The sequence below is a fragment of the Treponema primitia ZAS-2 genome (assembly GCF_000214375.1).
Classification (GTDB): domain Bacteria; phylum Spirochaetota; class Spirochaetia; order Treponematales; family Breznakiellaceae; genus Termitinema; species Termitinema primitia.
Map to the genome: position 1 here is coordinate 2,225,635 of NC_015578.1, position 18,780 is coordinate 2,244,414.

Below are 18,780 nucleotides of genomic sequence, written 5' to 3' on the forward strand. Positions count from 1 at the left end.
AGCTTTAGTCCGGTATTTCAGAAAAAAACCAGAGGGAATTTGGGGCTTATTTTGTATTTTTATCATTTGTTTGGTAGAAAAATAGGAAAATCGATTGGGAATTAATGAATAATCTTTTATTTTTTTAAACATTTAGTAGACTAAAAGCATAAAGATCTAAAAATAATGGGAAATCACATTATTTTGTCGTTTTTAATTTTTATTAACAATGAATAATCTCGCGCTTAGGTTCTGGTTTGAGAGAGGTATAGTATGAAAAGGTTTCTTGAGAAGGGTGTTGTTCTGGCTTTGGCGTTTGTGGCCTTGATTTCCTGTGAAAATCCTGTAGAAGCAGGGTTGGGTATCCGGGTTGATGTTAACCCGCCGCTTATAGCCATAGAATGGCCTCCTTCAGGAGCCTTTATCGATGGGGATCTGGTCTTCCGGGTCTCAGTCACCGACGATATGCAGGTGGACCATGTGTATGTCCGTTCGGGCATGGAAGCGGATTACCCTAACTCCACATGGGCGCCGATCTTTGCCCCTGAACCGGGGTCGTATATTTGGACTTGGCCCAAAAGGACCACCGATGACGACGATGGAACCTTCAAAGTACGCTTTAGGGCGGTAGATACTTCAGGGAAAGTTTCGGAAACCTCGGATCTGATTTACAAAATCAAAAACCTGCCCCCCAGAATCGACCTTAACCGGCCCAATTTTATGTTGAAAAACCGAAGTGTGGTGGGGGAAAGCGAATTGGCGGCCATCAGGAGGGGGCTGTCCATTCCCCAGGGGGATTACCTGACCGGTATTTCTACGGATTCCAAAGGTATCAGGGGGGGATTCCCCAGGATAAAACTATGGCGGGAAGGAACCGATGTTCCCAGCGAATGGGCAAAAATGGACTTTTACTCCACCGAGGCTGATGGGGCCACGGATCTAAATTTCCGGTGGATGATGCGGGTCCACCCGGATGATCCGGAGGCGCCTAATGCTGAGAAAGACGTGAATAAATGGGATGCCTACGAAACCGGAGTATACCGGATGCAAATCTGGGTGCAGGATTCCGGGGATTCTGAGCCCCCGGTGGAAACGATCTTCCCGCCGCCCTTTACCCTTGATGGCAGGGAATACGATTACCTGCCCATCACAATTACTCCCTTTGTTGAGCAGGTCCTTCTTTCTGTTGAAATGGATACCAGAAGTCAGGACCTTGCTTACCAAAGCCAGCCCTTCTCCTTCTCAGCCACTGCGTCTCATTCCTCGGGTATCGAAAATTTCAAACTGCGGGTACGGAGGGCCCAGGGGGATTACCATGAACTTATTTGGCGGTATGAGGATACCACCGGCATTCCCGGCATGGACATTAACGGCCATGAAACTTTAAGCGCATCCGCAGTCAGCCTGTCAGTAACCCCGGGTTCAGAGTATCCTGAAAAAGGCGGGGGGGCCTTCAACTTCTCCAGCGGTGCCTACACTTTCCTGATTGAGGCTTATCCTTCGGGGTCCCAGAATAGCCCTGTAATCTGGCAACAGAAGATCACCATTGACAATGATCCACCCACAGTAACAATACCCAGAATTGACCCAGCGCTTGTGGTAAACTACGCCGCACCGCCCCTGGACATTGCTTTTAAGAAAGACCGGCCCCTGGGTATCAGTGAAGGCCGGGTGGTAAATGGCAAGGTGATCATCAATATCAAAGCCGATGACCCCAGCGGGCTTGCGGAACAACTGGCGGAACCCAATAACACTGCCAGTAAATTGTACCGGCAATTCAGATATCTATTGATAAAAACACCGGCTTTTACTACCGAGCCCCAGGCTCAGGCTTATCTGGAAACGATACTGCCATCCGTTAATAATACTATCAATGCCTCTGCTGTCTACAACTTCAATAAAGATAGCATTACTACACTCAATGATCAAAATCGTTCCCATGGCTTTATTTCAGCCCCTGCTGCGCCTCTGGGGGCAGCAGGATCATCCGAATACTGGGCCGGCTTTGTGGATGATCTTCCCTATGCCACAGATGATGTTTTCAAAATCCTTAAATCCACAGACAGTGCCCCGGATATCCTGACCATCAATACTACTATTCCTTTCCCGGATGCCAACAGTACCGGGGAATTGTTCTTCTTCCTGGCAGCGAAGGATAAGGCGGATAACCTGGCAACTCTGGCCAAGGATGGCGCCCCTATAGGCTATCACTTCCATGTTGATCAGCAGGATGATAAGCCTACAGTCAAATTTACGGACCTTAACGGGGGAATAAACGAAGCGGAAAAACTGGCCGGGGCATTCAGCAATATCCTGGACCTGAACGCCCGGCTCCGGGGTATCCTGGAAGACGATGACGGGATTAACCTGGCAAATCCGGGTAATGCAAAATTTGAACTCTACAAAACCGGAACCCATGCCGGGGACGAGGCGCCGGGATATGTTCCCCAGGCATCGGACAGTAAAACTATTCCCCATAACGAACAACTGATCGGCCGGCAGGACAGGTCCATCAACTTTGAATTCAGTCGCGCAGACATGGGCAGGGCCTATGGTTTACCTGCTCTGGAGGATGGGATCTACCGGCTTACCATTACGGTGACCGACGATATCACTAAAAAAGATGGGCTTAGCGCAGTTAGTAATACTATCGGACCGGTGTTCTTTGCCATAGACAGCGCAAACCCGGCGATCACCATAAAAACACCCCAGAATTATGGCTATGCAGGGAGGGATTTCCCGGTCCGGATCGAGGCCTTTGATGGGAACAATCCCCTGTACCTGGAAATACGCCCTCCCCGGGCTGCTGCCTCCACCGCTAATTTTAACGGTGGCGCCCTGGGCTTCAATGGAACTACGCCCTATTATACAGGAAATTTGCCCGGCATAGTCCAGTACTGGGATATCAATTATATTAACTGGATCAAAAGCGCACCGGAACTGGATTGGTTTAAAGGGGACGCTACTTCGGATACCAGTACCAATAAACGGCTTGCAAAGTACGGGGAGAAGCGCTTAAGCGAAATACGGGCAGATGCAGCGGCCTGGACTAAAATCGGCGGAGATGCCAATGGCATGGATAACCTTAAAAAGATTCTGGAACAGGCAAAGCTGGATATGGTCGGTATCAGCGGCCCCAGTGATACGAACCCTGCGGTGACCGGAACCTGCCAATGGGACTTCCATCTTTCCGGGGTTGACCAGGATCACCTTACGGTAGGGATACTGGCAAAGGACCGGTTCCTGAAATCAACCGAAACAACCCTTACCGTAAAATTTGACCAGGTTCCCCCGGTTGTTGAAAGCACCTACCCCGCAAGCGGGGCCGGATGGTTTAGTTCCAACTTCAGCATCGCAGGAAGCGCCTGGGATCCTACCAGGGATGATCAGGACAAGGAAGCGCATCCTCCGGTAATCCCCGGAGCCAATGGGGAGATTGCAGATGTTAAATACTGGATCGGCAAAAAAACTGCTGTTCCGGTAACTGATTTGAATTTATGGGCCCACGCAAACCTTGCCAATCGGAACGCCCCCCGGACCAGCTGGAGCGTGTATGTCCCGGTGGAAACGGCAACTGAGGAGGGGGAGTTTGTACTCTATATCGCGGCTATTGATCAGACGGGGCAAACAAGCCTGGCCCTTAACGGGTCGGTTCCCTATTTTACCCCTGCCCTAACGACAAATTTATTTGCAAATACTAACATAGTATCCATACCCTATGGAATAGACAAATACTTTCCCCAGGCAAGCGGCAAAATAACAGGCTCAAGCGATCCTGAAAATGTTGCGGCCTATACTTCTTACAAGGATATACTCTTTGACCTTTCCGGCACTATTTCTGACACCAACGGGCTGCAATCCTACACCATAACCCAGCAAAGGAACCTGGAAACGCCGGTTGATATAACTAATTTTAGCACCACCCTTACTGCCGGCAGTACCAGCCTGAACTGGTCCCTGAGTTCACTGCCTAGAAAAACTGATAAAACTGTGATTAGCCCCGCTGATCTGCAAAGCGGCGCCTATGATGGTATCTACACCTACACTATTACTGTCATCGATGTAGCGAACCAGACCAGCACTATCACCCGGACCGTGTACCTGGACACCCAGGCGCCTACGGTAACGGTAAAACAGCAGCAGAGTTCCTATCTGGACCCGGTGATTAGGGCAAACTTTACTTCCGAACGCCTGACCTTTGTGGGGGAGGCTAAGGATAGGAGTCCGGGAACCGTGAAAAATGTCTACTACTGGGACGGGCCGGAAGGGGTTTCTCCCACCCTTAGCTACCCTACCCTTGCCCAAGTTGAAGCCCAGACAGGGCTCCCTGCTACCTGGGAATGGAAACTCGCCGACGGGGTCCCCGGTTCATGGCGCATCGAAATTAACCTGCCTAACAATACTCCCGAAGGAAAGCGGCGGATAAAGATCATCGCCTTTGACAACCAGGGGCACCGGAGTGAGAAGCTTTTTTACACAGGCCCCGGGGGATCAGAGACTGACGCTGAAACCGAGCTGGGGGTCACTGATCCGACAAAGCGTTACGATTTCCCCTATGCCCTGGATAAAACCCCTCCTGCGGTAAGTGGAAAAATATTCAACACACCTGACTTGGCTGCGGGAACCGGGGCATTTACCTACTACCGGGATCTTCGCTTTGATCTTACCGGGCTTATTTCCGATGCCAACGGACTAAAGTCTTTTTCCATAATCCAGCGGAAGGACTCAGGCATGGATAGTACCCTTACCGGTGAGCTCACCGCACCGCTATTGGTGCCCGGGGCAGGCTTATATAACTGGACCCTGCCTTCGCTGCCCAGAAAAACTGACAAAACTGTGATTAGCCCCGCAGAACTGCAAAGCGGCGCCTATGACGGTATCTACACCTACACTATTACTGTTATAGACGTGGCTGACCGGATCAGTTCCATTACCCGAACCGTCCATGTGGACACCCAAGCGCCTGAGATTAGCGTTATTACGCCCCATACTTCCTATGTGGATTCAACGAAACGGGCTTATTTTTCCACGGAGCACTTGTTTTTGGCCGGAGAGGCAACAGACAGGAGCCCGGGTACAGTAAAAAATGTCTACTACTGGGACGGCTTAGCCTCGGCTTCCCCAGCTCATGGGGATCCAAGCCTTGCCTGGATTGAAGCCCAGACAGGGGCCCCTGAGACCTGGGAGTGGAAGCCCGCCCAGGGCACCCCAAATTCCTGGCGTATTGATTTTAACCTGCCCATAGGCGAACACGAAGGGGACAGGCGGATGAAGATCATCGCCTTTGACAATCAAGGCCACCGCTGTGAAAAGCTTTTGTACTCCGGAGCTAGCTTGGGTACCGATGCTGAAACCGAACTTGGAGGCCTTGACCAGGACAAACGCTACGATTTCCCCTATGCCCTGGACCGCTCTGATCCGCAGTTGACGGAAAACACCATTGGTACGGAAAACCAAAAACTGGTGGCCTCGGAATTCAGCCTGGGTGGGCGCTTCGGGGACACCAATAAACTGGTTTCCCTTAAAATTGAACAGGAAAAACAGCTCAGTTCCAACACCTGGGACACTGCCACAATCATTACCATTCCCCATGCGCCCTTTTCAGGGATAGACGAGCTTTGGAGTACCGATGATCTGGGACCAGGAAAGAAGCTGCCCGTGGATGCCCTGGGCAACCATGATCCTGTTGCAAGCGGCGTTTACCAGTACACTATTACTGCTACGGATATAGTGGGCAGAAAGACCCGGCTGGTACGCCGGGTAAAGGTGGATGTCACTCCCCCGGGGATAAAAATCCAGTTCAGTTCTTATCAGCCTGATAAATGGTACGATACAACCACCAATATCCGGGGTGACGCTGACGATAGTAACCCTGATAATACCGCCGGTTCCGGGGTATCCGGAGTCTATTACTGGTACGGTCCCCAAACAGGTGCGGGAAGTACCCCGCCGCCCTATACTACCCTTGATCTGCTTCAGTCGAACTGGCTATCCGCCTCAGGAACAGATTCATGGAGCGTGCCCCTGGATATATCCGAGCCCGGTTTTACGGAAGGGCTCTATACCCTTTGGGTACTTCCCACAGATGTGGCGGGCAATATAGGCGGCAATAAACCCACCACCCCCGGCGTCCCTCCCCTGTCCGGGGATCCCCTGAAATACGATTTCAAGGTAGATAAGGCCAAGCCCGAAGTGGAAGAGACCTTTATCGATCCCGATGTAACGGCCCCCTATACCAATTCGCCTGAAAACCGCAGCCCCTTGAGAAAAGATTTTTTCAACCTGAACCTGAATTTCAGGGACAGCTATATGCTTAAATCCGTTACGGTTACCCAGTCCATAAATGGCGGGCCCTCCCTAACGCTGGCGAATATTACTAATTTAGCCACCCTCAGCGGCTCCCTCCCCATGAGCAGCCTTCCCTGGGCAGCTCCCAATACCCCGGTAGCTACCCTGGCGGACGGCGTCTATACCTATGCAGTAACCGTAAGTGACCAGGCGGGGAAAACCGCATCCCTTATCCGCACCATTACTGTGGACAGGGAAAAGCCCAAGGTACACATAAAAACCCCGGACAATGACAATTCCCAGGCCATTGGGCAGATAACCATCGAAGGGGAAGCCAAAGACCTTCCCTACGGCAAGGTAGTAAAAGTCCTTTACTGGACAGGGCTGAAGGAAGATGATTCCTCATACCCCGCGGTGGCGATTCCGGTCCCGATCCCTGTTTATAACCCGGCGGACCCCATTTATGATCCCACCAATACCAACTACAATACCCGGCCCTGGCAAGAAGTTGACGGCATAAGCCCGGGCCTGTCGTCCCTGTGGTTTAAGACCATCCCCCTGGGGGGCACAGCGGAAGGCAAGCGCCAGGTGGCGGTGATCGCGGTGGACCATTTGGGCAACTTCAGCTCGCCTGAACTGTATAACCCGAGTACCAACACAGATCATGTGGGCATACGCTACTTCTCCAAGGATGACAGCCAACCCTCCTTTGAGGAAACGGTCATAAAAGGCTCCACAGAATCCATGCAAAAGCCCCAATTTTTACTTAAAGGGAGTGCCCAGGACAGCAATGCTATCGACCGGGTGGTGCTGAAACAGGAATGGACAGGAACGGGGCCCTCCCCTATTCCCCAGACTATTACGGTGACCCTGGTTCTTAACAGGCACCCGAGCTATAAAAAACAGACCCAGTATTGGTGCTTTAATGACCTACCCTATAAAGACACAGACACCGAGGCTCATGGTTCAAGCAATTTAAGCACCGTTAGTAACGGCGGTACAAACAGCTCTGATCCCATAAGCTTTACCCCCGCCCTTGCGGACAGGTATACCGGGGACGGCAAATTCCGCTATACCCTCACTGCCTACGATGCTGCGGGTTCAGTGGTTCTGCTGACCCGGAATGTGGCCATAGACACCACGCCGCCCAGGGTCTTCCTGGACGCCGGAAATCCCCTCCAGAATTCCTTCTTCGATCAGAACGCCATTATCCGGGGGAGCGCCGAAGACACCGGGGCCAACAAATCCGGAGTAGAGGATATCTACTACTGGATAGCCCTCAGGTCGGTGACAACGATTCCGCCCCATGCAGGGAAAAACGATCTCACCGCTGCTGCCAATGGCTGGCAGCGGGCTGAACACGCCGTTTCCGGGGGAAACGATACCTGGCGCCTGAGCATCGATACTACAGTTCTCAGCCCGGAAGGGGAATACCAGCTTCAGGTGCTGGCCCTGGATTATGCGGGAAATACTGGCGGCGATCCGGGAACCCCGGCCAGCCCGGTTCAATACCTCTTCGGAGTGGACAAGGCTCTCCCGATGGGGGATGAACTGGCCATGGGCACAGATAAATTCACTGCTATAGCGTTCTTCCTGGGGGGTACCCTCTACGATACCTACGGCATAAATGACTATACGGGTGTCAAGATAAGCCAGAGCAAAGATGGGGGTACAGAAGTACTACTCAAGGCGTTTACAGACAACCCCGGGACAAACTACACCGAATACGCTACCCATGGCTCCATACCCGGCGGCAGGCCCGCAGAAACCAGGTGGTGGGAACTAACCGGCCTGCCTAGGAACCCCGGTAGCCCGGCCACTACCCTGTTAGCGGACGGCAAGTATACGTATAAAATTACCTTCAAAGACAAGGCAGGAAAAGAAAGCGCCATCACCCGCACTATTTCTGTGGATAATACCGATCCTACCCTGAGCATAAAACCGGCGGATCCGGATCATCCCAACGACTTGGCTATCTATGCCGGGTCCGTCACTATCCTGGGAACCGCCAGCGATCCTGCGCCGGGCACGGTGACCACGGTGTATACCTGGATTGGGGCTGACGGCTCAAGTCCGGCATCCACCCTGCCCCTGGACGGCATCGGTATTGTGCAAGCCGGCTGGAAACTGGCAAACGGAACCGCGGACTGGAACACCACCTATACCATAGGAGCGGGAAAGGATATCACCACGGAGGGTAAAAAACGCCTGGTGGCCTATGCCTACGACGGGGTTGGGCGCCACAGCCTTATGAAGGACGTCCGTTTCTGGGTGGATGAAAGCGCCCCCACAGTGACCGAAACGGCGATCAATACCAACGATACCAAATTGACCAACGACCGTTTTACCCTTGAAGGAACCGCAGGGGATACCAATGGGGTAGAAACAGTGGAAGTGTTCCAGCGCAAAGTGGGGGTTAGCCCCATCGATACCGCCCTACCGGGCAATCTGGTATACAAGTATACTGGTACGGGAGTCCAAAATGTAAGTTGGGCCGTACTTTCCAATACCAGCGCCAATCCCGGCCTCAGCCTGCCCCGTAACCCGGGCAGCAATACTGCGGCGGCATATCTGAGTCCCGAGGGCTACGGCAAGGAAGACGGAGTCTATGTCTACACTATTATTGTTACAGACATAGCGGGGAAAACCACTTCCATAACACGGACCGTAAACCTGGACTCCCACGCTCCCCAGCTCGGGGGAGACGGCGGCCTTAGCGGAGGTGTTACCATTGCAAGCCCCCTGGTGCCGGTGAACTACGACTCTACCCATGCCAGTACCTGGCTCAAGGGGACCCTGGCCAATATCAGCGGAAGTTCCCTGGACTATATGCCCACCACATCCGGCACCATCACCCCTTCCGGGGTTGCGGATGTGTACTATTTAGTGAGGGACGGGGGGTTTAGCGGGACCCTTCCGGATGTGAAAATTGCGACAAATATACTAAGCGATGCAACCCAGCTGAGTTTGACCAGTGTCTGGGCCAGGGCTAACGGGACCGCCCCCTGGTCGGGGACCATCAATCTCCAGGTCTTGGGTGAAGGCATAAAAAAACTCTACGTGGTGGCTAAAGACGGGGCGGGCAACTATAGTGCCGCAGAAACCCGGCTGTTCGGGATAGATATGTCTACCCCCCAGCTCACGATTACTATCCCCGCCGGGAAAATCAGCCCCCAGCCTCCGGCTTCCAGCCCGGATGTGGAATATGTGGAGGATAACTACTTCCAGCTGAGCGGTAAAATCCGGGATCAGAATCTCCTTTCCACTCCCGTTTATATGACCATCACCCAGCAGTACACCCCCACAGGCGGATCCATCGGCGCAGTGGTTCCTCTTACCAATATTACTAACTTTGTCACAGTTCAGGATGGAATTGATCCCAAGCTATACACCTGGGCCCTGCCTTCAGGCTACCGACTGCCCAGAAATCCCAGCAATATAGGTATCGAAGACACTCTGAGCGTGGACGGACAGTATGTCTATGTGGTGACCCTCTACGATGCAGCGGGAAATGCCGCCAGCCTGACCCGGAAGATAAATATCGACAAGAACGGGCCTATAGTAAGCATACTTTCCCCATTACAGAACAGTAATAATGTAGGTGGGCTGCTGCGTATCAGTGGCACCGCCCTGGATACCAATCCGATTACCCGGGTGCTCTACTATCTGAAAAAAGTGGATGGGACCTACAACGGCGGCGTGAGCGACGATGGAAGCCGGGACCTTGACGGGGACGGTACCGGCTATGCGCCGGCTATCCGGGCAGCCCTGGGCGGGGTCCCGCCAAAATACGATTACAAGCTTAAAGCCGCCGGGGGTTACTGGCTGGAAACCGAGCACATGGGCGCAGCCTGGGACAGCGTGGTGGACATCAGCAGTTTCGGCATAAGTGAAGGCCAGCTCAGGCTCTGGGTGGTTGCCTCGGACGGGGGCAATTGGTCGGAGAATCCCAAGAGCGTGGACTTCTACCTTGATCAGAACCCACCCCTTATCAGGACCTTCAAAGGCGCAGCCATAATGGAAGACTTGAGTTTCTCAGCCAATGTTACTGCGGCCCAGGGGGCGAATTACGCCACTGCGGATTTCAGTTTCAACTTCGATGCCTGGGACACCAACAAGCTCAAGGCACCAAAACTCCCCAATGGCGCAACCAGCAGCGCCGCAGTAAAGGTGGAACGTTTCGCAGGCAGCGTTGCTACGGTCTTGGCCGATACAGGTACCGGGGCGCCGGTCCTTATAGGGACCTCGGGCTTTACCACATCCCCGCTTTCGGATCCCTATGACCGGGTCCATGTTACGGTGAACCAAAAGGTGTACGACAGCGTGAGCAACCCTACGGGGGAACTGCACGACGGAACTTACCTCTACCGGGTAACTATCAGCGATACTGTGGATAAGACGGTGGTTCTGGAACGGACCCTGGTGGTGGACCATACTCCGCCTGAGGTCTATGTTACCAATATTACCCCCCTGGTGGGGGACAATGCGGATCGGGTCAACGGGGTTATTTCTTTTAACATCAACGCCTCGGATGATAATGGGGTCCTGGGGGTCAGGTACGTACTCCTGCCTATGGGCGCAATGCAACCCACCAGCTGGGATGACACCCGGTTTGCCAGTCCGCCCCTGGGGGCCGGTACCGCCGCCACTCTGGGCGCAGCCCCCTACCGGGGGGTTATCGACACCACAACTATTAGCGACAATACCCAATACCAGCTCTGCGTGATTGCCCGGGACCGGGCGGGAAACGTCAGCACCAACAACAGCGCTGCGAATAACCGGATCTTTACGGTGGACCAGTCCACGGACAAGCCGGTGATCCTCTTCACGGGCTTTGACAGCCGGCCCTCCTATGCCCCGCTGCCCAACAGCTACCGGACCATTGATACCAAGGATCAGGGGTATAAACTTACGGGGGTGATTTCAGATGATGACGGAATTGCGCCAAATACCTTACAATTGAAGTACACCCCTGACGGAAGCACCTGGATAAACGTGACTGTGGACCCGGCCAAGGTAAGCCAGGTTACCCCGGGCTCTTCCAGGGAATACGCCTTTGAATACGAGATTCCCAAGACGGGTTCACCCGGCTCCCTAGCCGACGGGGTCTATAGCTTCAGCGCCTATGTGGAAGATGATCCCGCCAGGAAGTCGGTAAACGGCTTAGACGGGGTTGCCATCACCAAGCCTGCGGCGAATAATACTGCCTACACCACCTTTGCTGTGGATACCGAAGTCCCGCTACTGGAATTGGATGCAGCCTTTATCTCCGCGCCTAATGCGCCGCCCCAGACCTACGGTACCCAGCCTGTAATAACCGGGACCCTGAAGGAGCCGAACCTGGCGTCCTTTAAGGTCAGTGTTGACGGCGGCATAGAGTACTCCTATGTGCCCAACCTGGAACTCAGACTTGGGGCAGCAAACGGGGCAGGGGTCAGGGCCTGGAACTTTACGGTTCCCTTTTGGGATACCATGACCCAGGGACCCCACAGCTTAATGTTTGTGGCTGAGGACAACGGCAGAAAAACTACGCCCCTGGGCTATACATTCTACAAGGATACTGCGGGGCCGAATATAAACTTCACCAATATTAACGAGGACAATCTCTATATCATTAAGACTACCCCGGAAGGCAATACCCAGGTTCTTTATCCAGATGCGGCGGATTACGCCGCCCTTCCCGGCAGAGCGGATATTATAGCCGACCGGCTTGCGCCAAAACTCAACGGCTCCTTTTCAGACGAATACTCCTTTGTCTTTAAGAACGGGGAAGAACAGTTTTACTACCGATTTGACTACACCGGGCCGTCCACTGCTGTGGGGAATACCGGGGGAACGGGAACTGAACCCTATGACTGGAGGGTCTCGGAGCCCTCGTGGATAGGCGGCGGGGGGAAGAATGTGACCTGGCAGCTGCCCCTGAAAAACAGGAACGGGACCATCCTCAGCCAGGGCTACCATACCGTGGACATCATGGTGTATGACTCGGGCAGCAATGTTAACGGCATGACCCTGAACGGCTTCCACAACGGCATAAACTACAGCAACGCGTTCTTCCAATATGAACGGGTGGCCTTCCGCATTGACAGCGAGGAGCCGGATGTAACGATTAGGGTTCCCCAGTTTAACAATACTGTGTACGGGGACACCGCCGCGGACTATTACTTTGAAGCAACTGTGGAAGTGTCGGATTACACCCTCAAGGATGTTAGTGCCACCATCAGCGGCATGGGCACTGCGTTCTACCACCAGACCTACAGCGCCGGAAGCGCCGGAGGGCCCATTAACGGAAACTTCACCCAAAAATTCACCAAAGCCCTGTTTGCAACCCTCACCGGAGGGGCGCCGGGGGTGTATACCTATACCTTCACGGTTACCGCCACTGACGGCAACGGCTGGGTGGGCAAGGACGAGCGCATCTTTACAATAGATGCCTCGCCTCCGAAATTTGAGCTAAACAACCTGGTTTATCCGACTAGTTTGATCCCCAATCCTCCGGATTACCCGACCACCCTGATCGAAAACAATCCCCGGATCCAGGGCAATGTCTCAGACGAAAGCGGCCTAAAGCTGGCCCAGTACAAGCTGCAAAAATGGGATTACACCCTGCTGGGCGGCTCAGGCGATTGGGCAAGCACTATTACTACCACCTACAATACCTGGAAGGAACTGAAATCAGGCATTCAGGGATCAAAACTGGAGAACTGGGAGATCAAGCTCGGGACCGACGGCCTGGGATTAAACGACGGCAAGTACCGCATATCCTTCAGGGCGGAAGACCAGGCTTTGCCGGTGGCGAATAAAGATGAGAGCAAGGCAGATATCGTATTCTTCATCGACAGCAAAAACCCGGTTCTCCGCCTGATGAACCCCTATGATACCGCCACGGCGCTGCCAAACAGATACACCAAGCTTCCCCTTTTCTACAGCGGAAAGGAAGCGAAAAACAACGATGCTTCAAAAACCTACGCCGCCTTCTACCTTGTCGCCACTGATGAAAACACCATCGTCTCGGTACGGGGAAAAATGGACGACAACAACTTTAGCAGCGGGACCGTGATAAACGGCACGGCGCCTGTGTGGACCAATGCGCAGCCTACGGTTTCTCCTACGGATCAGGTGGGCAGCCAGGTCAACTACTGGATACTCCTGGAAGCCTTTAGCGGCGCCTCGATGTCACAGATTTCCAGCGGAGCCCACACTATTTATGTGGAAGCCCGGGACGGCGCAGGCCGGACCACCACCATCACCAGGGAATTTACCTTTGACAGCGAAGCCCCGGTGCTGGAGATCAACGATCCCTACATGGATAAGTGGGTGGAATCCCGGGTCATAGTCCAGGGGGTAAGCTCTGACGATAACTCGGTGGCGGATCTGTACTACCAGCTGGGAAAAACGGAAACCTCAGGCAATACGGTCTGGCACAAGTACAGCGATTCTATTACAAAACCTGTAGGCGCTACACCCAGTAAAACTATTTTCATAGGCAGTAACAGTATAAACAACTGGAAATTCGAATTTCCGGACATTCTGGACATAACAAAACTCAGCGATGCAGCTGCATATGTTACCTACGATACTACGGATCAGATCTACGAACTTCCCATGCGCTTTAAGGTGATTGACAAGGCGGGCAACGAATCTACCCGATCCATGGTATACGCCTCAAGCGGAGCCACGGGTAAAATCGCGGTGGATATTTTCAAACTCCAGATTAACCCCAACGGGGACCTCCCGGTGGTGGTCATCAATTTCCCGCTACCCAACGACCCGGACTATCCCAACGGAAGGGAAGTAGGTGGCGAAGCTTCGATAAACGGCCTGGCCCAGGACAATGACTGGGTCCATTCCATGGTGTACCGGGTTAAGGATAATCTTGGAAACCTCTTCTATACAGCAGGGGGGACCCCGGGGGATCTGGACCCTGAAAGCAACGCCGGGGACATCATAGGGGGCTGGAGAAGATTCACCCCCGCAATAACCCCCGGAGCCTTTACCGCCTGGTCCTTTACCATCAACCGGGACGGATCACTCAGCCCGGTGGGGGATCAGGACAAGCGCAGTTTTACTGTGGAGGTTATGGCCTGGGACGCTTCCTACAGCGACCACGGGACCCGGAAACAGAAGGGCCTACTCCATTCTACCAAGGTCGTTTTTGTGGCCGGGCAGCCGGAATACTACGGCGATTACCGGGTCATAAAAGACAATGTCTCCTATCCCCTGGCCACGGCGAGTACGGCGCCAAACCTGGGCGGGAGCTTCACCGTGAAAGCCCGGGTACGGGACGATACGGGGCTGGAAACCATCACCTGGAAAAAGGAAAGCGATTCGGGGTATACCAATATTCTGGCCTCCCCCTCTACTCTCAACCCCGGGGCGCCTCCCAGCTGGCCCCAATACGCAGTTCCTGCGCTGGAACACCTGAAGCGGCCCCAGGAAATGGTAAACGGCCGCTGGTACATTATCTACACCCAGCCAAGTTCGGCGTACAGTTATACTACCTATGGGGCGGCGCAGAACATCCGGGGAACCCTGTTTAAGGCAAGCTTCACAGGTACTCCTGCATCCAGCGCCGATAGCTGGGTGGTGGAAGCAGTCAGCGCCTCCGGTACCCACCCTGCGGGGGACCTGTACTCAGGCACAGGCAAGTTCTATGTGGAATACGAAATATCCCTCACCCTGAACGCAGATGATCTCATCAGCTTCGACATAGCCAGGCCCTATAACCTGTCCCTGCGGGTAACGGATCTGATCGGAACAGCCGCGATACTGGACATACCCCTAAAACTGGACCGCTACTACCCCTGGGGGTCCATGACTGGGAACGCCGTGGCGGCGGGTACCAACTACCGCCTGGTCGGTGAAGCCTGGGATTCCGATACGGGGATCACCGTTCAGGGCATCGACAAGGTGGTGGTCTGGTTCAGCCGCAACAACGGTACTGCGGACATCCCCATGGCTATTAAGGAAAAAGCCGGGGGCATATACCAGGCAGGGGACACTATCCCTGTGTATAAGGGCCGCCAGGTTGCGGGGGGCGTTCCCAACCAGGGAGGCCCGGACAGCGTCCGGCTTCCAAAACTGGATGTCCCTGCTGGGAGCAACAATGTTTCTGCCATCGTGATTGACAACCCGGCGGAAACCGCGGACGATACTGACGGCGACGGCTTTATAGACGGCATCACGGACAACGGGATTCACAATGTTTGGTACTCCTATCTCAACACCACCACCTTCAACGACGGCCTGGGCAAGGTACACTTTGTGGTCTTTGACAGCGCCGGGAATGCCAGTTACTATGAATACCGGCTGTTCTTCTCCAACAATCCCCCTAGAGTAACCAGCGTCACCATCGCTACGGATGTCCTGGGCAGCAGCAAGCTCCCGGACTTCAGCGATGGGCGGGAATACCGGGCCATTACGGCGAACTACGAAACTACCAACATCACGGTCCGCAACAAGCGGCTGGGCTTCAAGGTTCATATTGAAGGGGAAGGAGCCCCCTACCACTATCGTCTGTACTATGTAAGCGCCTATGCGGCGGCCACAACCCCGGCGACAGCTTTGACTGCGGGGAAATACTACCGCATTGAAACGGTGGCGGACACAGGCTGGGAAGCGGTGGGCGCCCCTGCAGGATTCACCCAGGGAACTATCTTCATGGCCATAGGCCACGCAGTGGCCGGCTCAGGGACCGCTAAGGAACTTACCCTAACCTTGGACCGCTATGCCAACATAAACGGCCAGGACTTCACCATCGGTGTGGGGGGCGAACAGAGCCCCTTTGGGGATTCGGAATTTAGCTACATCAGCGATGTGGGAAACAACGGGGCCAAGTTCATCCTTAAGGTCTACAACACCATAAAGATCCCCATGATACCAGATGACCATCCCGCGTATATTCAAATAGGGGGGGTTAACGTATACGATAATGCAGGGCCCTACACGGTGTGGGATCAGCCCTTCGACATTAAGGTGATCGGCCTTAATGTGGCCAACACCGATACGGTGAAGCCCAAAGTCAAGCTCTGGGACTTCAACCCCGCAGGAGGCGCGGCCAACGGCACAAATACTGCGGCCTCCTCAGGCATTGGGGACAACCTCGGTAGGCCCGGGCTTTTTAACCCGAAAGGGAGCGCCAGCAACATACAGCGCTCCGGGCACATAGAGCCCCGCAGTGGGAATACCAGCACCATTGACAGCAGCCTGAAGAGCTACTTTATTGAAGCCAACAGGCCCACCAAGTTTACCCGGGACACCCTCAGTGGTTCAGTAATACTGCGTGGCTACGCCTTTGACGAACAGCGCATCGGCGATGTATCCCTCAAATTTACTTCATCCGCGGGTACCAACGAATTTAAGATACTCGAAAAGGATACTGACTATACCGGTACTAACCCCACCAGGGGGGTACTAAAACCCGTAAGTACCGGCATACCCGGTTCCTACGATGCTCAAGCCAACAAGGCCTATGTGTTCAACGATATTGATCTGGACGGGCACCGGGCTGAGTGGGCCTTTGTGTGGGATACGGAATCCATACCGGCTAATACCATAGTCGGTTCGGACATCAAGGTCGAAGTAATCGTCAGGGATGTTACCAATAACCAGAACACCCAGCGAAACCACCCCAACTCAGGGAGCGGTGGGACCAACGACGGCTTCAGCCTCTTGACGGCAAACGAAGGGTACAGCCGTATCGGCGTGGACATCCAGCCCTATATTCAGGGCTATGCCCGGGACGCCTCCAAAGGATATAGCACCATCCGTTCCAAACAAGGCTGGTTCACCTTCAGCAGGGGGGAAACAGTAACCATGAACGGCTGGAACCTCAACGCCCCGAGCACCACGAGCACCATTAAATTTTACACCGAAGGCGCCGATGCGGATGTGACCCCCGGCGCGGCGGATCAGTCCGCCCATGCCATCAAATTTACTGTGCCTGCCGCAGCGGTTACCGGATCGATCCGGGTAGCCGCAGGGGGAGGCGCACAAACCGTAAATGACCGGAACAACAACCTGAACAGCTGGAACCGGGGTGGCTATAACCCTGCAGAGCCCGGGGGCGAACTCTGGAACGACGATCATGCGGTCCATATCTGGCAGTCCGACGATCTCCAAACCAACGGCAACCGGGGGTATTTCTCCCAGAGCACCCGGCCGGTGGACCCCTCTATGACCATGGACCCCGCAAACGGAACCCTCTGGGGCGCCTGGACGGAACTGTCCGACCAGGGCCTGTACTACAATTCCAATGCGAATAATACCAGGACCACCATCATTGCCTATAACGGAGGGGGCACTATGGATCATACGGATATCCATATACCCTACACCAAACGGTCGAGCAATCCGGGCAACCCGGCCAACCCGACGGTATTCTACAACAGCACCCGGTCCTACGCAGGTAACTTCAATTACTACGACAGCGGCGGGATTAAAGGTTACGATCCAAACGGCGGAGGCCGTTACGATTCTGCCATGTCCAGTAATATTACCGGGCAGTACAACGTAGAATTGGTGTACCATAATCAGATCATCAACCAGTTTACCAACCCGCGGGTGGTAACCCGGGGCAATGATATCCACATGACCTATTATGATACCAAGGATAAATCCATGAAGTACTGGTATACCAAGTCAGGCATGGCAACCAGTTCAGGGAACTATAACAGCGGCAGCAATCCTGCCACTAACTATACCGCTAACAGCGTTACCCTGTCATTGCGGGCCCGCCGCTGGGCAAACCTTGACGGCGGTTACGACGCGGATGACACCCTGGGCACCAACCGTGTCAGGCAGGGCAGCTTAGCCCGCTCGGTTTCCGCAGGGGAATGGAGCGCCATAGACCTCCAAAACGACGGGAAGCCCGTGGTCGCCTATTATGACGCGGATCATCAGACCGTGCGGATCGCCTACGCCTCGGTGGCTGTTAACCCCCTGGCGGAATCAAGCCAATGGACGGTGCAATACGCCATGAACGCATCGGACCCCAACTACAGTTTCTCCGGGCAGTACATCAGTATGCAGATCGATCAGACCAACAACGACGCCCACCTGGCGTTCTTCAAATCCAACAGCACGGACTTGATCTACCTTAAACTGGCCTGGAACGGCACAAGCTATGCCGCCGGCAGCAGTATTATTGTGGACGATGTAGGCGCTGTGGGCCGATGGGTGGATCTGAGCCTGGACCAGGGCAACCGGCCCTGGATATCCTATCTGGACATTACCCGGACGAACTTCTACGATGGGGTTAAAATGGCTTATTATGACCCGGTGAAATTCACCGGGGATGTGGCGGATAGTAACGGCGTGTCCCAAAGGGGATGGGAAACCATGGCAGTGCCGGCCCGGTATGTTATAACGGAAAACCGTACCAGTATTGAGACCTGGCCTGGACGGGATACCCCGGCCAGCAATACCACCACCCAGTTCTGGAAGGCGGCTATTGGATACACCAACAGCGACTACTATCGGATTGCCTACTATGTTAAGCCGAAGAATTAAGGC

At 54.1% G+C, this 18,780-nt stretch carries 1 protein-coding gene; it reads left to right on the forward strand.

Annotation, left to right across the window (positions count from 1 at the left end; translation table 11 throughout):
- Positions 1-252: 252 nt before the first annotated feature.
- Entirely contained in the window at positions 253-18,777 is an 18,525-nt protein-coding gene (locus TREPR_RS09770) for a hypothetical protein (protein WP_015708148.1), read from the forward strand.
- Positions 18,778-18,780 lie beyond the last annotated feature (3 nt).